Origin of the sequence: Halopolyspora algeriensis (genome assembly GCF_003337235.1) — a bacterium.
Classification (GTDB): Bacteria; Actinomycetota; Actinomycetes; order Mycobacteriales; family Pseudonocardiaceae; genus Haloactinomyces; species Haloactinomyces algeriensis.
This window is the reverse complement of sequence record NZ_QPJC01000001.1, coordinates 443,001-462,463: the sequence shown is the minus strand read 5'-3', so window position 1 is coordinate 462,463 and position 19,463 is coordinate 443,001. Positions and strand designations below refer to the sequence as shown.

The 19,463-nt window shown below is 67.7% G+C and carries 16 protein-coding genes; 6 read left to right on the top strand and 10 right to left on the bottom strand.

Features of this window, described 5'->3' with window-relative positions:
• Positions 1–129 precede the first annotated feature (129 nt).
• Entirely contained in the window at positions 130–1,953 is a 1,824-nt protein-coding gene (locus tag DFQ14_RS02310) for a phosphoenolpyruvate carboxykinase (GTP) (RefSeq protein ID WP_114451311.1), read from the top strand.
• A gap of 49 nt (positions 1,954–2,002) precedes the next feature.
• Here DFQ14_RS02310 and DFQ14_RS02305 read toward each other — a convergent pair whose 3' ends face one another.
• The 4 genes from DFQ14_RS02305 to DFQ14_RS02290 all read right to left on the bottom strand — a co-directional run bounded on the left by DFQ14_RS02305 (position 2,003) and on the right by DFQ14_RS02290 (position 6,943).
• On the bottom strand, positions 2,003–4,288 hold the full coding sequence (locus tag DFQ14_RS02305; RefSeq protein WP_114451555.1) for an oxidoreductase: 2,286 nt from the start codon (positions 4,286–4,288) through the stop codon (positions 2,003–2,005).
• Positions 4,289–4,444: 156 nt separating this feature from the next.
• Complete coding sequence (locus tag DFQ14_RS02300) at positions 4,445–5,212, bottom strand: amino acid ABC transporter ATP-binding protein (RefSeq protein ID WP_114451310.1); 768 nt, start codon at positions 5,210–5,212, stop codon at positions 4,445–4,447.
• Positions 5,209–6,024, bottom strand: coding sequence for an amino acid ABC transporter permease (locus tag DFQ14_RS02295; RefSeq protein ID WP_114451554.1), 816 nt, complete (start codon positions 6,022–6,024; stop codon positions 5,209–5,211). The genes DFQ14_RS02300 and DFQ14_RS02295 overlap by 4 nt, the downstream gene beginning before the upstream one ends.
• Positions 6,025–6,133: 109 nt before the next feature.
• A complete protein-coding gene (locus DFQ14_RS02290; protein ID WP_420810117.1) occupies positions 6,134–6,943 on the bottom strand; it encodes a transporter substrate-binding domain-containing protein in 810 nt (269 codons plus the stop codon).
• Between the two features lie 288 nt (positions 6,944–7,231).
• Here DFQ14_RS02290 and DFQ14_RS02285 point away from each other — a divergent pair, with 288 nt between their 5' ends.
• Entirely contained in the window at positions 7,232–8,284 is a 1,053-nt protein-coding gene (locus DFQ14_RS02285; RefSeq protein WP_114451309.1) for an NAD(P)-dependent alcohol dehydrogenase, read from the top strand.
• 78 nt (positions 8,285–8,362) lie between these two features.
• On the opposite strand, the gene DFQ14_RS02280 is transcribed toward DFQ14_RS02285, so the two are convergent.
• Together DFQ14_RS02280 and DFQ14_RS02275 are read right to left on the bottom strand one after the other, a co-directional pair.
• The gene (locus DFQ14_RS02280) at positions 8,363–9,781 is read right to left on the bottom strand and encodes a M20/M25/M40 family metallo-hydrolase (RefSeq protein WP_179951466.1); all 1,419 of its coding nucleotides are present in this window, start codon (positions 9,779–9,781) and stop codon (positions 8,363–8,365) included.
• Positions 9,782–9,829: 48 nt separating this feature from the next.
• Positions 9,830–10,543, bottom strand: coding sequence for a GOLPH3/VPS74 family protein (locus DFQ14_RS02275; protein ID WP_158546635.1), 714 nt, complete (start codon positions 10,541–10,543; stop codon positions 9,830–9,832).
• Positions 10,544–10,916: 373 nt separating this feature from the next.
• Between DFQ14_RS02275 and pdhA the strand changes: the two genes are divergently transcribed.
• The 4 genes from pdhA to DFQ14_RS02255 all read left to right on the top strand — a co-directional run bounded on the left by pdhA (position 10,917) and on the right by DFQ14_RS02255 (position 16,245).
• Entirely contained in the window at positions 10,917–12,164 is a 1,248-nt protein-coding gene (pdhA, locus tag DFQ14_RS02270) for a pyruvate dehydrogenase (acetyl-transferring) E1 component subunit alpha (RefSeq protein ID WP_114451306.1), read from the top strand.
• Positions 12,164–13,183: an alpha-ketoacid dehydrogenase subunit beta gene (locus tag DFQ14_RS02265; RefSeq protein WP_114451305.1), complete on the top strand. Its 1,020-nt coding sequence runs from the start codon at positions 12,164–12,166 to the stop codon at positions 13,181–13,183. Before pdhA ends, DFQ14_RS02265 begins: the two co-directional genes overlap by 1 nt.
• Positions 13,184–13,341: 158 nt before the next feature.
• The gene (locus DFQ14_RS02260; RefSeq protein WP_114451304.1) at positions 13,342–14,781 is read left to right on the top strand and encodes a dihydrolipoamide acetyltransferase family protein; all 1,440 of its coding nucleotides are present in this window, start codon (positions 13,342–13,344) and stop codon (positions 14,779–14,781) included.
• A 219-nt stretch (positions 14,782–15,000) separates the two neighbouring features.
• On the top strand, positions 15,001–16,245 hold the full coding sequence (locus DFQ14_RS02255) for an ATP-binding protein (protein WP_114451303.1): 1,245 nt from the start codon (positions 15,001–15,003) through the stop codon (positions 16,243–16,245).
• Positions 16,246–16,323: 78 nt separating this feature from the next.
• Here DFQ14_RS02255 and DFQ14_RS02250 read toward each other — a convergent pair whose 3' ends face one another.
• The 4 genes from DFQ14_RS02250 to DFQ14_RS02230 form a co-directional block, all read right to left on the bottom strand.
• Complete coding sequence (locus DFQ14_RS02250; protein ID WP_114451302.1) at positions 16,324–16,791, bottom strand: pyridoxamine 5'-phosphate oxidase family protein; 468 nt, start codon at positions 16,789–16,791, stop codon at positions 16,324–16,326.
• 51 nt (positions 16,792–16,842) lie between these two features.
• A complete protein-coding gene (locus DFQ14_RS02245) occupies positions 16,843–17,172 on the bottom strand; it encodes a hypothetical protein (RefSeq protein WP_179951465.1) in 330 nt (109 codons plus the stop codon).
• Positions 17,173–17,588: 416 nt separating this feature from the next.
• Positions 17,589–18,800, bottom strand: coding sequence for an acyl-CoA dehydrogenase family protein (locus tag DFQ14_RS02235; RefSeq protein WP_114451300.1), 1,212 nt, complete (start codon positions 18,798–18,800; stop codon positions 17,589–17,591).
• A 46-nt stretch (positions 18,801–18,846) separates the two neighbouring features.
• On the bottom strand, positions 18,847–19,398 hold the full coding sequence (locus DFQ14_RS02230; RefSeq protein WP_114451299.1) for an SCP2 sterol-binding domain-containing protein: 552 nt from the start codon (positions 19,396–19,398) through the stop codon (positions 18,847–18,849).
• Between the last annotated feature and the right edge of the window lie 65 nt (positions 19,399–19,463).

The following is a 19,463-nucleotide window of genomic DNA, read 5'->3' as shown; positions in this document are numbered from 1 at the left end:
TCGATGCATCCCCTTGAAGTGTTCCGCCCGGGTTCACCGGGCGGAGCGGAGCATTTCCAGAAATGCCACCGGGTAGTCCGGTGGTGCGAACATTCCGGGCTGTGGCGCCCAGTCAGGAGACACGACGCGATGACCGCTATGACCATCCCCGGTCTCGACCAGGCACCCGTGGAGCACGAGCGTCTGCTGTCGTGGGTACGTGAGGTCGCGGAGCTGACCACCCCGGAGCGGGTGGTGTGGTGCGACGGGTCGCAGGAGGAATGGCAGCGACTGACCGACCAGCTGGTCGAGGCGGGCACCTTCACGCGTCTGGACGACGCCAAGAAGCCGAACTCGTTCTGGACCGCATCCGACCCCAGTGATGTCGCCCGGGTCGAGGAGCGGACCTTCATCTGCTCCCGCGACCGCAAGGACGCCGGCGTCACCAACAACTGGATGCACCCGGACGAGATGAAGGCGACCATGACCGAGCTCTACCGGGGCTGCATGCGTGGTCGCACGATGTACGTCGTGCCGTTCTGCATGGGTCCGGTGGAGGCCGACCCGCCACGGCTGGGTGTGGAGATCACCGACTCCGAGTACGTCGTGGTCTCGATGCACATCATGACCCGGATGGGCCCGCGGGTGCTGGAGAAGTTCGGTACGGACGCCGAGTTCGTGCCCGCACTGCACTCGGTGGGTGCACCGCTGGAGCCTGGCCAGCAGGACGTCGCTTGGCCCTGCAACGACACCAAGTACATCACCCACTTCCCGGAGGAGCGGCTGATCTGGAGCTTCGGCTCCGGGTACGGCGGCAACGCACTGCTGGGCAAGAAGTGCTACTCGCTGCGCATCGCCTCGGCCATGGCCCGCGACGAGGGCTGGCTCGCCGAGCACATGCTCATCCTCAAACTGATCTCTCCGGAGAACAAGGTCCACTACGTCGCCGCCGCGTTCCCCTCGGCCTGCGGCAAGACGAACCTGGCGATGCTGCAGCCGACCCTGCCGGGCTGGCGGGTCGAGACCCTCGGTGACGACATCGCCTGGATGCGCTTCGGCTCCGACGGCCGGCTCTACGCGGTGAACCCGGAGGCGGGCTTCTTCGGTGTCGCGCCCGGCACCAACTGGAAGACCAATCCGAACGCGATGCGCACCCTGGACAAGGGCAACTCCATCTTCACCAACGTCGCGCTCACCGACGACAACGACGTGTGGTGGGAAGAGATGGAGGGCGACCCGCAGCACCTGACCGACTGGAAGAAGCGGGACTGGACCCCGGACTCCGACGAGAAGGCCGCGCACCCGAACTCGCGCTACTGCACGCCGATGGCGCAGTGCCCGACGCTGGCGCCCGAGTGGGACGACCCGAACGGGGTTCCGATTTCGGCGATCCTGTTCGGCGGTCGCCGCAAGACCACGATCCCGCTGGTCAACGAGGCCCTCGACTGGCAGCACGGCGTGTTCATGGGTGCCACGCTGTCCTCGGAGAAGACGGCCGCCGCCGCGGGCAACGTCGGTGAGGTTCGGCGCGACCCGATGGCCATGCTGCCGTTCATCGGCTACAACGTCGGCGACTACTTCCAGCACTGGGTCAACGTGGGCAAGGAGGCCGACTCCTCCAAGCTGCCGCGCATCTACTACGTGAACTGGTTCCGGCGTGACGAGTCCGGCAAGAAGATCGTGTGGCCGGGCTTCAGCGAGAACTCCCGCGTGCTCAAGTGGATCGTCGACCGCATGGAGGGCAACGCGGCCGCCGAGGAGACGGCGATCGGCCGGGTTCCCACCGCCGACCAGATCGATCTGTCCGGTCTGGACACCCCGCGGGAGGACGTCGAGACCGCGCTGCACGTCGACCTCGACGAGTGGAAGGCCGAGATCCCGCTGATCGAGGAGTGGTTCGACACCATCGGTGACGACCTGCCCACCTCGATGCGCGACGAGCTCGAGGCGCTCAAGCAGCGCATCAACGGCTGAGCCTCCTCGCGAGGAGCGATCGTCGGCGGGCGGTGGAAGCCGCCCGCCGCTATCGTTCGCGCCGCAGGAAGCGCGTGATGCCGGCGGCGACCGTGGTGGCCAGGATCCAACCCACGGCGATCAGCACGACCGTGATCCACTGCGAGTGACCCGTGGCCCGCCACATCACGTCGTGACCGAGATTGATGATCGGTACGAGCTGATCCACCGTGTACAGGAAGGGATTCCACACGGGACTGTCCTCTGCGTTGATCGGCTCCAGCCGGTGACCGGCGAACCACGCCGTTCCCGCGAGTGCGAACAGCAGGAGCCACAGCAGGGCGCGCACCGGCTGGTAGCCGTAGTTGACCGTCACGCGTTGCAGCAGGCTCCACAGCAGCACGGACAGCCGCAGCGGCCGCCACAGGGTGGCGGCGATCGCCCGGTACCGTCGCCGCTGCTTCTCGATCAGCACGGTGGCCGCATGCTGCTCGTTGCCGTTCTCCCGGAACACCGTCGCGAGCTGGTCGTACGGGCCGGGCTGATAGCGGCCGTGCGAGATGGAGCGCAGCCACTGCAACCGTTGCCGCACTCGCGCCCGGTCGGTGGGTTTCACCGGCTTGGCGAAGTTGTCGTAGGTGAAGCCCTCCACGTCGACGCCACCCGTGGCTGCCCACAGCGCATCGTTGTCCTCGAGCAGTTCGCAGTGTGCCTGGCGCAGCCGGATGCGGCCGTGGGGTGCCTTGGTGGGCAGCAGGGTCAGCTCCTGCGTGGACAGGCCGAAGGCGTTGACGGCATTGGCATTGGCGGTGCTGTCCTTTCCCAGCAGGCACCCCCAGAAGTTCGTCTGGCGTGCGACCGTCGCCCGCCGTAGCTGTATCTCGCCCTCGGCGCTGAAGGCTCGCCTGCCCGTGGCGCACACCAGGTCACCCCCGATGAAGCTCGCGCGCAGGTCCAGTGAGGGTTTGTACACCGCGCGGTGCGGATGCCAGGCGGGTTCGGTCAGGCAGGTGGAGCGCAGATCGAGGTTGGCGCCGACATGGGCACCCTGCAGGTGCAGCGTGCCCGAGATGTCGGCGTCCCGGCAGTTCAGGTTGCTGCCCACCCACACCCGATTGGCCAGTACGACGTCGGTACCCGGACCGTCGAGCACGGCACGGTTGAGCTGGAAGCTGCCGGAGACATGAACATCGACCATCCGGACCTGTCCGTACAGCACCGCCTCGACGGCATCGAGGTTGCCGAGGACCTTCGCGCTGTCGAGGTGCATCGCGCGTGGTGGCTGCTCGACCGAGTCCGCTTCCTGCCGCGTCCAGCCGAGGTCGATCCGCGCACCCGACATGCGCAGGTCACCGGCGATACTGGTGCTGACCATGCGGATGGTCCCGCCGCTGTCGAAACCCCGATCGAGCCGGGCGTCCCCACGGATCTCGCCACGGTCGAGGATCAGGGTGCTGAACGGATCACCGTGCACGGACTCGTCCTGCTGTGGCGGGGTACCGCCCGGTTCGAGCAGCGCACCGCACAATCGCAGTTCACCGTCCACGCGTGCGCTCGGCATGGCGAGTTGACCCGCCGCCGAGAACCTGTTGCCGAATCTGGGGTCCACCTCGGCCCGCAGCGACCCGGAGATCTGGATTCCGGTGGCATTGAGAGCGTGGCGGCCGCGGTTGCGCAGCGCGGCGCCGCTCAGGTTGAGGTTGCCGCCGATCTTCGCGCCGGGAATCCGCAGTTGCCCGGAAACCCGGGTGCCTATGGCCAGCAGCGCGCCGCTCACCTGGAGCCGGTCGGCGTGGACGGCGTGCCCGGCCGGATTGTGCAGGACGCTGTCGGTGAGTTCGAGCGATCCGTCGATCTGGGCGTCGGTGAGGTCGACGACACCGCAGGCACTGGTGCAGCCGAGCAGGCTGATGTCGTTGCCGGTGGACAGGTTGCGACCCCGGATACCGGGAAAGCGGCACCGTTTCAGCACCAGGCCGCCGAGCTTGGTCTGGCGCAGGTCCGGGACTTCCTCGAAGCGGCACCGGACGAATTCCAGCAGGTATGGCAGGTCCGCCGCGCGCAGGTCGAGCAGGCCGGTGATGACCGAGTCCTGCACGCGGATGACCGGCGGTTGTGCGCTGCTGCGCCAGAACAGGCGCCACCCGCCCTCGTCGGGGGATTCGACGAGCCTGCGGAGCAGGTACTCGCCGCGGAGCTCCTGTTCGGGGGCGTGCGAGTCGCCGTGCACGTCGAGCTGCTCGGGCTCGGCGTCGTTGCGGCGATTGCCCCGTGGCCTTCCCAGCCCGAGCGACTCGTCGAGACGCTGCTCGGCCAGGGTCGGCGTCGGGTTGTTCTCCCACGGTCTGCCCGCCACTGCTGCTCCCATGCCGGTGGTTCGGTGATCGACACGGTCGATGTGGCTCAGTGTGGCCCAGCGGGAGCGACACTGTCAGTAGTTGATCACGTACTCACTCACTCGGACGTATGGCACCGCCGGGTGTGCCCGGCGGCTGAACAACACTCACGGCTGTCATTCGGTGGGTGCGGCCTCGGTATGGGTGGGGTTGAGCACCCGGGCGAGGAAGGAGCGGGTGCGCTCCTCCTTCGGTGCGCCGATGACGTCGGCGGGCGGTCCCTGCTCGACGATGCCGCCGCCGTCCATGAACAGCACGCGGTCGGCGACCTCGCGGGCGAACTGCATCTCGTGGGTGACCACGAGCATGGTCATGCCCTCGTCGGCGAGTCCGCGCATGACGGCGAGCACGTCACCGACGAGTTCCGGATCCAGCGCCGAGGTCGGCTCGTCGAACAGCATCACGTCCGGGTTCATCGACAGTGCCCGCGCGATCCCCACGCGCTGCTGCTGCCCGCCGGACAGCTGCGCCGGCATGGCAGCGGCCTTGTCCGCCAACCCGACGCGTTCGAGGTTCTCGCGGGCGACGGCCTCGGCCTCGGCCTTGCCGCGCCCGAGCACCTTGCGCTGGGCCACGGTCAGGTTCGACAGCACCGACAGGTGCGAGAACAGGTTGAACTGCTGGAAGACCATGCCGAGGCGCCTGCGGGCGGCGTCGATGTCGGTGTCCGGGTCGGTCAGCTCGATGCCGTCCACGACGACCTTGCCCGCGGTCGGTTCCTCCAGCAGGTTCACGCAACGCAGGAAGGTGGACTTGCCCGAACCGGACGGGCCGATCACGCACACCACCTCACCGGCGGTGACCTGCTGGTCGATGTCGCGCAGGACTTCCACGGACCCGAAGGACTTGCGCAGGCCGGAGATGTCGATCTTCACGTCGTTCATGTGCCGCTCCCGTGTCCGCTGCTGCCTTTGTCCGCTCCGCCGCCGAACCTGCGTTCCAGCCGCTGCTGCACGACCGACAGCGGGATGATGATGATCAGGTAGCACAGCCCGACGACGAGGATGGGGGTCATGCTCCGGAAATTCGTCAGTGCGGCCCGTCCGAACTGGGTGAGTTCCTGCTGGTCCAGGGTGCTGCCGAGCACGAAGGCCAGTGAGGAGTCCTTGGTGAGCAGGATCAGTTCGTTGGTCAACGGCGGCAGGATGATCCGGAACGCCTGCGGGATCACGACCGTGATCATCGTGCGTGCCGGCGACATCCCCAACGAGCGCGCGGCCTCGATCTGCCCGCCGGGTACGGCCTTGATGCCCGCCCGGATCGTCTCGGCCATGTAGGCGGAGCCGACGATGCCCAGCGAGAGCATGATCGTGATGTTGCGGTTCAGGGAGAAGCCGGGGAACGCGGTGGGAATGCCGATGCCGACCGACAGGAAGATCAGCAGGGCGGGCAGTCCGCGGAAGAACTCGATGTAGGCGCCGGAGATCCAGCGGTACGGGCCGACCGAGGACATCCGCATCAGGGCCAGTATCAGCGCCAGCCCGAGGCCGAAGCCGAATCCGAGTGCGGTGTAGACGACGGTGTTGACCAGCGCGACGGTGATGACGTCGGGGAACAGGCCTGCGGCGACGTCGAGGTTGAAGAACGCCTCCTGGAGTCGCCCCCAGTCGGCCAGTACGGCGAGTGCCGCCAGGACCGCGATCAGCACCGCGTACTGTGTCCCGCGGATCACGCGGCCGCGCTGGCGCTTGCTCATCCCGCTCTTGGCCGGCCCGCTCTTGGTGGGAGGGGCATCCACTGCCATCAACACTCCTGAACGGTCGTGGGGGCCGGCACGATCGGCGCCGGCCCCACGGGTGTGCTTGTCAGTTCGCGGCCGGCGCCTTGTCGAACCACTTCTTGTAGAGCCGGTCGTAGGTACCGTTCTCCTTGAGCCGGGCGAGCACCTCGTTGATCTTCTCGCGCATCTTGTCGTTACCGGTGCGCACGCCCATGCCGTACTGTTCGCCGGTGGCGAATTCGGTGGTCACCGCCATGCTGGGGTTCTTGTCGACGTAGTTGTAGAGCACGAAGTCGTCGTTGATCCCGGCGGCCACCTCGCCGTTCTTGACGGCCTGCAGCAGCAGTCCCAGGTCGGGGTAGGTCTTCAGCTCCACCCCGAGCGGCGCGGCATTCTCCTCGGCGTACTTCTTACCCGTGGTGCTCTTCTGCACGGCCAGGGTCTTGCCCTTGAGCTGCTCGAAGCTGTCGATGCCCGAGCCCTTCTTCGTGATCAGGGCCTGCGTGGCCTCGAAGTAGGGGTCGGAGAAGTCGAAGTTCTTGTCCCGGTTCTCGGTGATCGTCATCCCGGCGGCGGCGAGATCGCAGTCCCCGACGTTGAGCGCCTGGCCCGATTCGATGGTCTCGAAGGGGATGTTGATGATCTTCTGCGGGACGCCGAGGTCCTTGGCGACGGCGTCCACCAGGTCGACGTCGAAGCCGACGATCTCGTCGTTCTGCCTGAACTGGAACGGCTCGTAGGGCAGGTGGGTGCAGGTGGTCAACTGCCCCTCGGTGACCAGCGGGACGCCTTTGGCCTGGCCTCCGCTGTTGCTGCCGCCGCACCCGGCCATCGCGGTCAGCAACGCCAGAGCCGGTACCAGGGCGACTGCTCGTAATGCTCTTCGACGCGCCACGGTGTCTCCTCCTCGACGAGAATCCGAATGCTGGGATCCTGCCATCCGAGTGAGTCCGTTAACACGTCCGAGTGGATTTCGATCCCGTGAATCTTCGCTCACCCGGAAAAAATCAGACAAAAAAGACAGACCTGGTTACTCCGAGTGATAAATGTGAGCGGACCGCGAACAGGAAACGCCGCTGCGGGTTCGGTACCTCCCGGGGCCAGCGCGGGTGATACGCGTGCGCCGAGGTGCGATCGGTGACACAGGCGACTTAGGGTGAACCGGCGTCGAGAGGAGCCGACCGTGCGTGCTGTGCAGTATCACACCGTGGGTCAGCCGCCGGAAGTGCGCCGGATCCCGGAGCCGGAACCCGGGCCGGGGCAGGTCCTGCTCGAGGTCACCGCCGCGGGGCTGTGCCACTCCGATGTCGCCGTCATGAACTGGACCGCCGAGGAGTTCCCCTACCCGCTCCCGCTCACTCTGGGCCACGAGGGTGCGGGGCGGGTGGCGGCCCTGGGCAGCGGCGTGGACCAGTTCTCCGTCGGCGACTCGGTGCTCGTCTACGGCCCGTGGGGCTGCGGCCAGTGCCACTACTGCGCGCGCGGGAAGGAGAACTACTGCCCGCACGCGGCCGAGCGGGCCATCCGTCCACCGGGGTTGGGCGCGCCCGGCGCGCTCGCCGACTACCTTCTCGTCGACTCGCCGAGGCATCTGGTGTCGATCGGTGACCTCGACCCGGTGCGGACGGTGCCGTTCACCGACGCGGGGTTGACCCCGTACCACGCGATCAAGAAGTCGCTGCCCAAGCTGGTGCCGGGCAGCACGGCCGTGGTGATCGGCGCGGGCGGCCTCGGCCACATCGCCATCCAGCTGTTGCACGTGCTGTCCCCGGCGCGCGTGGTCGCGCTCGACATCAGCGAGGACAAGCTCGCGCTCGCGCGCGAGGTCGGCGCCGACGAGGTGTTGCTGTCCGACGAGCACGCCGTCGGGAAAGTTCGCGATCTCACCGCAGGCCGCGGTGCCGAGCTGGTGCTCGACCTCGTCGGCAGTGACGTCACCGGCAGGACGGCCGCGGGCTGTGCGGGGGTCGAGTCCGACCTGACGATCATCGGTATCGGTGGCGGCAGCCTCGCGGTCGGATTCGGGCTGGTGCCCTTCGCGTGCTCGGTGTCCGCGCCGTACTGGGGTGGTCGTGACGAGCTGATCGAGCTGGTGAGCCTGGTCGAGCAGGGCGCGGTGCACTCCAAGGTCGAGGTGTACGGCCTCGAGGAGGTGCCCGATGCCTATTCGGGGCTGGAAAGCGGCACGATCGACGGTCGCGCCGTCGCCGTCCCATCGGGAGGCCCTCCCACCTGAGAAGCAGAGCGGACGGACCGTTCGCTCGCAAAGAGCGGGCGAGCGGTCCGTTCACTCCCGGCCCACCTGCCTCGGCGCTCAGCTCCGGGCGTGCGCGTCGAGGACGTAGGCGATGGCGGAGGTGACTTTCGTGGCGTAGGCCAGATTCAGCGACTCGTCCGGCACGTGGGCGTTGCTGCCCGGTCCCAGCGCGCCCGTGACGACGAACTGCGCCTCCGGGTAGGCGTCGTGCAGCAGCCCCATGAACGGGATCGAGCCGCCGAGGCCCATCGTGCGCCAGCCGTTGCCGTCGAAGATCTCCGCACCGACGGCGTCCAGCGCCGTGCTCAGCCACGGCGCTGTTTCCGGGGCGCTCCAGCCCGGGCTGGCCTCGGAGCGGCCGAAGGTGACGTGGGCGCCGTAGGGCACATCGGTCGACAGCATCGCCCGAAGTTCCTCCAGTGCCGCCTGCGGGTCGGCGGTCGGCGGGAGTCGGAAACTCAGGCTCAGCGTGGTGGACGGCCGCAGCACGTTGCCCGCATCCCCCGGGGCGGGCAGTCCCTCCGCGCCGATCACCGACAGCGTCGGCCGCCACCAGTTGTTCAGCGCCAGTTCCGTTTCCTCGTCGCTGACCAGGCGCATCCCGTCCAGGGGCGACACCGAACCCGCGACCAGACCGGGCGCGGCCTCGACTCCGGCGCGCGCTTGCCGCGCGCGATCGGCGGGGATGGCCACGTTCATCTCGGGCAGCAGAACCTCGCCGGTCGCCGAGTCCTCCAGCCGGTCCAGCAGCTGCCGAGCGATCCGGAAGGAACTGGGCACCACCCCGCTGGCCGTGCCGGAGTGCTGGCCGCTGTCGAGGACCTGCACGGTCATGTCGAGCTGGACCATGCCGCGCAGCGAGTTGGTCAGCCACAGCCGCTCGTAGTCGCCGCCGCCCGAGTCCAGGCAGACCACCAGCGAGACGGTGCCGAGCCGGTCGGCGAGGTGATCCAGGTAGGCGGGCAGGTCGGGGCTGCCGGACTCCTCACCGGTTTCCAGCAGCACCACGCAGCGCGCGTGCGCACCGCCGCCTGCGCGCACCGCCTCCAGGGCGGTGATCGCCGCGTAACCGGCGTAGCCGTCGTCGACCGCGCCGCGCCCGTACAGGTGGCCGTCCCGGATCACCGGGGTCCACGGGCCGAGGCCTTCGGACCAGCCGCCGACCGATGGCTGCTTGTCGAGGTGCCCGTACAGCAGCACGGTCCCGTCCTGCGCGCCCTCACTCGCGGGGATGTCGACCAGCAGCAGCGGGGTGCGTTCGGGCAGGCGTATCACCTCGACGTCCGCTCCGGTGATGCCGCGCGCCGAGATCCACGCGCGCACGTGCTCGATGGCCGCATCCAGATGCCCGCTGGTGACCCACTCGGCATCGAAGGCCGGGGACACCGCCGGGATCTCGACCAGCTCGCACAGGCTCGGCAGGACGGCCTCGTCCCACACTCGTTCCACGGTCTTGTTCACGGCTGCACGATCCACACTCGCGATCGTATTCCCACGTTCCGGGATACGGCGATCCAGGACGGTTCAGGCGCCCCCACCGCCATCGCCACCGCCGCCGTCCCCACCGCCACCGGCACCTGCGGCAGCCGCTCCGGTGGCGATGGCAGCGCCGGTCTCCGCGATGGCGGCCTCGACCGCACCACCGAGATGCTCGCCCTTGGCGATCGACTTCACCATCCTGCGCTCGTCCCGGCCGAAACCCAGTGGGCGCGCGAGATTGCTCGCGTGCACGAGAGCGGTGAGCAGGGCGAGCCGGTTGTCGATGGGGCGCTCGACCCGTATGACCTGCCGGATCTCGGAGATCAGGGAATCGCGCACCAGCTCGTCGACGAAGTGGCGGTCGTGGGCAATGACGCCGAGGAACTTGTGCTTCCTGCGGGTGAGCAACCCGTGCCGGGTGAGCCGGCGGCGGTGCTCGTTGAACGCGGAGGTCTGCCGGGACAACCAGGAGGAGAGCTCGATCGGCTTGCCCTGTGGCCCGGACTTCGTCACCAGGCGTTCCAGCAGGGAGTCCGCCCAGGGAGTGCCGGAGGAACTCGGGTCGAGAACGTGCAGCTTGACGCGCTTCCATTTACCGCGCTCGGCCGTGACGCGGTGCCGCAGCGCGAGCTCGCCGATCTCGGCGGCCGCTGTTGCGATGTTCGGGTTGGTGGCGGCGTAGTGAGACCCGTTCGGTTTGTGCAGCAGCAGCACGAGCTCGCCGGGAAGCGGGACTGCGCGGTGTGAGTGCTCGGACACGCACCACAGTCTGCCTTGTCCCGGTGCCCGGGCGAAGACGTTTCGAAAGTGGCGAACTCTCGTCAACCGATCATCGGTGATGCAACCGTCGCACGGACGTCATTCCGATCTCCATCCCTTGGATGACCTGCGAATTCGGCGCATGAAGGTACGGACTACGGTGATCGCGACAAGGCAGGTACCACGCGGCGAACGAATAACAGCTCTGTGGCAGGGCTCACGGAGTCGGGGGTTTTCGTGCCAGGATGACGGGGAGCGATCCAATGGCCCCGCTCGAACGCCCGAACGACCCACCCGGTCGACCGGGCCCGGACGGGGCTGCCGGGCCGTGCCGCCACAAGCGGCCGGACCGGTGCGAGACGAGGAGATCCACATGTCCCCCGAACACTGGACGCGACCGAGCCGACCCGACGAGCAAACCCGGAACGGAACCGCCTCCGGCCCTGCTGCCACCTCCGCAGTGCCGACGAGAGAGCAGGTGATCGCGGGTTTGCGCGCGACGAGCGAAGGTGGAGCCGACCTGGTTCAGCTCCTGACGCCGGAGGGTCAGCGGGTGTCGCACCCGGACTTCGACATCGAGGTCACCGACGAGCAGTTGCGCGGTATGTACCGCGACATGGTGCTGGTGCGGCGAGCCGACCGGGAAGGCAACGCGCTGCAGCGGCAGGGCCAACTCGGCATCTGGGTGCCGCTGCTCGGCCAGGAGGCCGCGCAGATCGGCGCGGGCCGGGCCATGCGACCGCAGGACATGGCCTTCCCCAGCTACCGCGAGCACGGGGTGGCCTGGTGCCGTGGGGTGGACCCCACCGAACTGCTGGGAATCTTCCGGGGCACCGACCACGGCAGCTGGGACCCGAACACGACGGGCATGGGCCTGTACACCATCGTCATCGGCAACCAGTGCCTCAACGCCGCCGGCTATGCGATGGGTCAGCGCTTCGAGGGCCGTGTCGGCAACACCGGCGGTGACTCCGCCGACAACGAAGCCACCATGACCTTCTTCGGTGACGGAGCCACCAGTCAGGGAGACGTGCACGAGGGGATGGTCTGGGCCGCGGTCTACGACGCCCCGGTGGTGTTCTTCTGCCAGAACAACCAGTGGGCGATCTCCGAGCCCACCGAGCGCCAGACCAGGGTCCCGCTCTACGAGCGGGCCCGCGGCTACGGGTTCCCGGGTATCCGCGTCGACGGCAACGACGTGCTGGCCAGTCTCGCCGTGACCCGATGGGCACTCGACGAGTGCCGCCACGGCAACGGCCCCGTGCTCATCGAGGCGTTCACCTACCGGATGGACGCCCACACCACCTCCGACGACGCCAGCCGCTACCGCCTCGACGACGACCTCGAGGCGTGGAAACTCAAGGACCCGATCGAGCGGTTGCGCGTGCACCTGGTCCGCGAGCAGATCGCCGACCAGGAGTTCCTCGACAGTGTGGACGCCGAGGCCGACGAACTGGCCCAGCGCTTCCGCGACTTCTGCGTCAACATGCCCGAGCCGCCACCGGAGCGGATGTTCTCCGAGGTCTACGCCGAGGAAAGCCCGGTCGTGGCCGCCCAGCGCCAGGACTACCTGCAGTACCTCGACGGCTTCGCCGACTCCGCAGCGGGAGGTGTTCACTGATGGCCGCTCCGACGATGGAAAACCCCACCTCGACGTCGACCCCGTCGCAGACGCTCACGATCGCCAAGGCCTTGAACACGGCCATGCGTTCGGCGATGGAACGCGACCCGAAGGTCCTCGTGATGGGTGAGGACGTCGGCAAACTCGGCGGTGTGTTCCGCGTGACCGACGGTTTGCAGAAGGACTTCGGTGAGCAGCGGGTGCTGGACACTCCCCTGGCCGAGTCCGGCATCATCGGCACCGCGATCGGCCTGGCCATCCGCGGTTTTCGGCCGGTGTGCGAGATCCAGTTCGACGGGTTCATCTTCCCCGGTTTCGACCAGATCGTCTCGCAGTTGGCGAAGATGCATTTCCGCAGCCAGGGCAAGGTGAAGGTGCCCGTGGTGATCCGGGTTCCCTTCGGCGGCGGCATCGGCGCGGTCGAGCACCACTCCGAGTCCCCCGAGTCGCTGTTCGCGCACGTCGGCGGGCTGAAGGTGGTGTCCTGCTCCAATCCCGCGGACGCCTACTGGATGCTGCAGCAGGCCATCGAGTGCGACGATCCGGTGCTGTTCTTCGAGCCGAAGCGCCGGTACTGGGAAAAGGCCGAGCTGGATCCGACGATCGAGCCGGCTCCTCTGTTCACCTCCAAGGTGCAGCGCACGGGGTCCGCGGTCACGCTGGCCACCTACGGTCCCATGGTGCGCACGTGCCTGGACGCGGCCAAGGCAGCCGAGGAGGAGGGGCGCGACCTGGAGATCGTCGACCTGCGTTCCCTGTCGCCGCTGGACCTCGACCCGGTGTTCGATTCCGTGCGCCGCACGGGACGGCTCGTCGTCGTCAGCGAGTCGCCGCCGGAGTCCTCGGTCACCTCCGAGGTCGCCACCCGCGTGCAGCAGGAGTGCTTCTACTCGCTGGAGGCGCCGGTACTGCGGGTGAACGGGTTCGACACTCCCTACCCGCCGAGCAAGCTCGAGGACGGATTCCTGCCCGACCTCGATCGGGTACTCGAGGCCGTCGACCGTTCACTGGCCTATTGAGAGTCCACGGATTGGCTTGCGTAGGGATCGGGTAGGGGAACCCCCGGCGGTGCCGATTGCGTGCGTGGGAAGAAAGCGGCCGGTGCCGCTTACCCGAGGACCGATGTGACCAAGCAGATGGCTCTACCAATCCGCGCGACCACCAAAGGGAAACGTCGATGTCGCAACTCAAGCATTTCCCCCTGCCGGATGTCGGTGAGGGGCTGACCGAGGCCGAGATCCTGAACTGGCGCGTGCAGCCCGGTGACACGGTGACGCTGAACCAGACCATCGTGGAGATCGAGACGGCGAAAGCCGCCGTGGAGCTGCCCTGCCCGTACGCGGGCACGATCAGCGAGCTGCTCGCAGAGCAGGGACAGACCGTGGAGGTCGGTACGCCGATCGTGGCGATCGATCTCGATTCGGAAGGGGCCGCGGTGGCCGCTGCCGAGGAGCCGGCTGCCTCGGCCGAGAGCACGCAGAACGCGAAGGAGGGTGCGGACGGAGAAGTCGCCAACCTGGTCGGCTACGGTCCGCGCGCCTCGAGTTCGAAGCGCCGCCCCCGCAAGAGCGCGGCCGCGTCGAGCGCCGTGCCGCCCCAGCAGCCCGCGCGGAGTGCGGTGGATTCGGCGGCGTTGCCCGGCTCCCGGGTCGGCGAGCGGGAAGCGCAGGTGCGGGCGGCCGCGCCTGCGGCGGTCAACGGCTCCACAACGCAGCGCAACGGGACCGCTGCTCCCGGCGGCCACGTGCCCCTGGCCAAGCCGCCGGTGCGCAAGCTCGCCAAGGACCTCGGTGTCGACCTGCGGTCGCTGGCGGGTTCCGGTGCGGACGGCATCGTCACGCGCGAGGACGTCGAACGCGCCGCGGGCGGTGGACAGCCACTCGGTGGCGCACCGGCCGCGGGCGGTGCGGACGGGGCAGCCCGCGAACGGCGGGTGCCGATCAAGGGTGTGCGCAAGGCGACCGCGCAGGCCATGGTGGACAGCGCGTTCACGGCTCCCCACGTCACCGAATTCCTCACGGTCGACGTGACGCCGATGATGGAGTTCCGCGAGCGGCTGAAGTCCCACCCCGAGTTCCGGGGGGCGAAGGTGACGCCGCTGGCCGTGCTGGCCAAGGCCCTGTGTCTGGCCGTGCGGCGGACTCCGGACGTCAACGCGGCGTGGGACGAGCAGGCGGGCGAGATCGTCTACAAGGACTACGTGCACCTGGGCATCGCGGCAGCCACGCCGCGTGGTCTGGTGGTGCCCAAGGTTCGCGATGCCGATCAGCTGTCGCTGCGCGAACTCGCCGAGTCGCTGGAAGCCCTGACGGCGACCGCGCGGGACGGCAAGACTCCGCCGGAGGACATGACCAACGGCACCATCACCATCACCAACGTCGGTGTGTTCGGTGTGGACACCGGGACGCCGATCCTCAACCCCGGGGAGTCGGCGATCCTCGCCTTCGGTGCGATTCGCGAGATGCCGTGGGTGGTCGACGGGCAGGTGGTGCCACGCCAGGTCTGCCAACTCGCGCTGAGCTTCGACCACCGCGTGGTCGACGGCCAGCAGGGATCGCAGTTCCTGGCCGACGTCGGAGCACTCGTGTCCGATCCGGGCATGGCCCTGACGTACTGAGGTCGTGTCGACCGGGAGTGAACGGAACTTTCGTCTCCTCCACGGGGATGAAAGTTCCGTTCACTCGCATCGGGTCCACTGCCGCCGGAACTCGGTGACGCCACATGGATGCCAGGGCAGTGCTGTGTCCGGAGCTGTTCGCCAAGAGAGTCCTGAAGTGTTCACCAATACTGTCCGAATCTGTTAACCAGGCTCTTCCGAATTTGTTAGTCTGCCCCTGTGGACAGCAAGTACGTGCCTCGCTTGGCAGACCGCTTCATCGCTGACCTGCTGGCTGACTTTCCTGCGCTTCTGCTTGAGGGCCCACGTGCAAGCGGCAAGACAACGACAGCAGCACGTCACGCACGGAGCGTGGTGCATCTGGATGATCCCCGTGAGGCCGACGTGGTCCGGGCCGACCCGGAGGCGGTACTGACGCGCCGTGCGGAACCCGTCCTGATCGACGAGTGGCAGTTGGTTCCGTCGGTGCTCTGGGCGATCAAGCGCGCTGTCGATGCCGACTACCGTCCGGGGCGCTTCATCGTGACCGGTTCGGTCCACGGTCGAACGGAAGGACCCACCTGGCCCGGGGTCGGGCGATTGATGCCGGTGTCGATGGCGGGTATGACAGTGCGGGAGGTCGCCGGCGAAGACCTGGATCGACCTTCCTTGCTGGAGCGATTCGCTCAGGACGGCATCAACGGATTGCAGGTTCCCACAAGTACGCCCGACCTCGCCGAGTATGTCGAGCTGGCTGTGCGAGGTGGCTTCCCCGAAGCTGTTCGTGCTACCTCGGCACGGAGCCGACACCGGTGGATGACCGCGTACCTGGGCTACTTGTTCGATCGTGAGATCGAGCAGTTGGAAGGGCGGCGTGACCCGACGAAGTTGCGGCGTTTCTTCGAGGCGTACGCGCTCAATACCTCGGGGATCGTCCCATACCTGACATTGGCCGAGGCAGCGGAAATCACCAGGCAAACAGCGGAGGTCTACGAGGGCGCGCTCACCGACCTGTTTCTGGTGGAAACGGTACCTGCCTGGAGCACGAATCGGCTGAAGCGGCTGGTGAAATCACCCAAGCGTTATGTTGTCGATCCGGGCCTCGTCGCCGGGGCGCTGCGGCTGAACACCGCCGGGGTTCTCCGCGATGGTGAGGTGCTCGGCCGCTTACTGGATACCTTCGTCTACTCTCAGCTGCGAGCGGAGACACAATTCGACCAGGAAGCGCCCCGCCTGTTCCATCTCCGCCAGGAGAAGGGCGCCCGTGAAGTTGATCTGATCGCCGAGTTTCCGATGAACAAGATCATCGGCATTGAAGTCAAGGCGACTGCCACCCCGGGGCAAGGTGCCGCCAAGCACCTGCGGTGGTTGCGGGATGAACTCGGTGACCAGTTTCTCGGAGGCATCGTGTTTCACACGAGCCCATATCTGTACCAGCTGGACGACAAGATTGTCGCCGCGCCGATCTGCACTCTCTGGGGCTGATGCTCAGCAGCCGAGCGGGAGTGAACGGAACTTTCGTCTCCTCCACGGGGGTGAAAGTTCCGTTCACCCGCATCGGGTCTACTGCCGCCGGAACTCGGTGACGCCCCGGCCCGGCCGCCACAGCCGGATCAGCAGGTGATCGCCGTCGACGGCGGTGTGCACCACCTCGTCGAGATCGAGCCGGAACAGGTGGAAGTCACCCGGCGGTGGCCCGGTGGCCTCGCGGAAAGCGTCGAGCTCGTCGGCCTCGGTCACCTCGACGGCACGGGCGGTGACCTTCGCGTCCCCACCGTCCATCGAGGCGTCGGTGGGGTGGGCGTGCACCGCGCAGCGGCCGTCGCGCTGCAGATCGCGTGCCTTGAGGGCGCCCCACATCGAACCGATGGTCAGCTCCGGTCCGTGGAACTGCACCTCGGTCCCGCTGACCCGGGGTGATCCGTCGCGGCGCAGGGTCGCCAGCACGTGATGCGTGTGAGCCTCGAAGCGGGCTCGTGCCGAACTCGCGAGGTCGGGAGCTTGTTCGGTGAACTGCTGCCATGTCGCCATGGCGGCAGCTTGGCACCGACCCCTGACACGGTTCCGCGAGCAGCGCGAGAATCAGTCTTCCCTGCGGCGACGTCCTCCGCGCGAAGGGGTCTGCGTCCCCGACGTTTCTCCGGAAGATTCCTCCTGCGCGGTGGAGGTGGCCGAAGGTGTGGAGGCCGCTGTGCTCGCCTCGGTGTCCTCTCCGGCGGCTGCGCCTTCCTCGGAGGTCGCCTCCGCGGAACTCACGGCCTCGCCTGTCTCGGTGCCTTCGAAGGCGGACAGGTCCTTCGGGAATCCGAAGTCGTGTGCCTCGAAGTCGTGCACGTCGATCTCGGGCAGCTCCAACTCCTGGTGAAGCTCACCGAAGATCGGGGTATCGGGGTCGGTTGTGGCCTTGCTCACCGCTTCGCTCTCCCATTCGCTCTCGAAGCCGTGTCCGAAGACACCGGTCCACTCGGGTATCCGGTGTTCCTGACGCCTGTACCCACACACCCGCGCATGAAACTCCCCCGGCGCGGGACCCATACGGTACGTGCGGTCCGTGACGACCGCACGACGGACGGGAAGTGCCGGAACGGTGCTCTCAGCAGTCAGGTGCCCGTTTTGACCCGTTCGGGTGTGGTGCATCCGAACGTCGGGATCCTGTGCTCCTGGAACAGTGCGCCCTTCGAGGAAAACACGGAAGTCCTTCACGTGATTCCGTGGCAAACAACACGCAATGCCCCGGACACCCCGCAGACACTCGAAGGCGAACAGTGGCGATCCGGTGATCCCGCTCACCACGAGGGCAAGCGGTGCGATTCGGCGCTCTCGCTCACTCAGGCGATGTGCCGCCCGGAGACGGCCCTGGCCACCACCAACTGCTGAATCTGCTCGGTGCCCTCGAAGATGTCGTAGATCTTGGCGTCGCGGTGCATCCGCTCGACCGGGAACTCCCGGGTGTAGCCGTTGCCGCCGAGGATCTGAATGGCCCGTTCGGTGGCCCACGTCGCCACCCGGCCCGCCTTGAGCTTCGACATCGAGCCCTCACCGGCGGTGAACGGTTCCTCGCTGCGGCCCATCCACGCTGCTCGCCACACCAGCAGGCGGGCGGCGTCGATCTCCATTTTCATGTCGGCGAGGGTGAACGCGATCGACTGGTTGTCGATGATCGGGCGCCCGAAGGTCTCCCGCTGCCGGGCGTACTCCAGCGCCTCCTCGTAGGCCGCCCGCGCGATACCGATGGCCTGCGCCCCGACGGTCGGGCGGGAGAGCTCGAAGGTGCGCATCGCGGCCTGGCCGCTGGCCTTGCCGCCCTCGCGGGCCCGGGCGATCCGCTCATCCAGCTTGTCCTTGCCGCCCAGCAGGCACCGGCCGGGGATCCGGACGTTGTCGAGAAACACATCGGCGGTGTGCGAGGCGCGCAGCCCGTGCTTGTGGATCTTGCTCGGTGCCGACAGTCCCGGGGTGCCGGGCGGAACGACGAAGGCGGCCTGTCCGCGGGAACCGAGTTCGGGATCCACGACGGCCTGCACCACGTGGATGTTGGCGATGCCGCCGTTGGTCGCCCAGGCCTTCTGGCCGTTGAGGACCCACTCGTCGGTGGCTTCGTCGTAGACCGCGCGGGTGCGCATGGCCGAGACGTCGGAGCCGGCTTCCGGCTCCGAGGAGCAGAACGCGGCGACCTTCGGCTCGTCGACATCGCCGTAGCACTCGGGTACCCACTCGGCGAGCTGATCGGGCGTGCCCGCGGAGAAGATCCCGGCCACGGCGAGGGTCGTGCCGAAGATCGACATCCCGATGCCGCCGTCCCCCCGGAAGAGCTCCTCGTTGGCGATCGGCAGCGACAGGCCTGTTTCGTCGGCCCAGAAGGCGGCCAACGTCTCGAAGCCGTACAGCCCGATCTTGGCGGCCTCCTGGATGATCGGCCACGGCGTTTCCTCGCGCTCGTCCCACTCGCGCGCAGCCGGCCGGATGACCTTGTCGGCGAAGCCGCGCACCCAGTCGCGCAGCTCCTGCTGCTCCTCGTTCAGCTCCAGGGAGAAACTCATGGCCGTCCTTCGGGGGTCGGTCGGTCGGTGTGGCCGGTGGGCGAGTTCACGCCTTCGGGATCTGGAAGAGTTTGGTGAGTCCGGCGGCGAAGCCGACATCCCCGGCGACCTTGAGCTTGCCGGTCATGAACAGCGTCGGGGCGGAGGCGTTGCCGGAGGCGAGTTTGAGGAACTCCACCGGGCCCAGCGTGATCGTGGCGCGTGGCTCGTGCTCGGGTTGCTTGCCGACCGTGCAGGTGCCGCCGGACAGCACGCACTCGTAGCGGAGATGATCGTGCTCGTCGGTGCCGATGCGCCAGCGCACCACGGCCTCGGTCGAACGTGCCTTGTCGGACTTGTAGTGTTCGCCCATGCGCCGGAACACCTCGTCGAGGACGTTCTCGCGCAGTTCCGGGCGCGCCATCACGGCTTCGATCTGTGCGGTCGAGGCCCGGGAGATCAGGCGGGCGAACTGTTCCGCGCCGAGTGAGCTCAGGTCCACCCCGCCTCCGTCGGTGGCCGCTTCGGAAGCGGCTTCGAGCAGGGTGACGAACTCCTCCCGGCTCACTTTCTTCGGGTCGGTCGTACCGAGTGCGGTGATCGGGTCGGAATCCGTCATGACCATCCTCCATTACCTACTGGCGAGTAAGAATACGTTTCGGTAGGTAATGGCGGCAAGACACA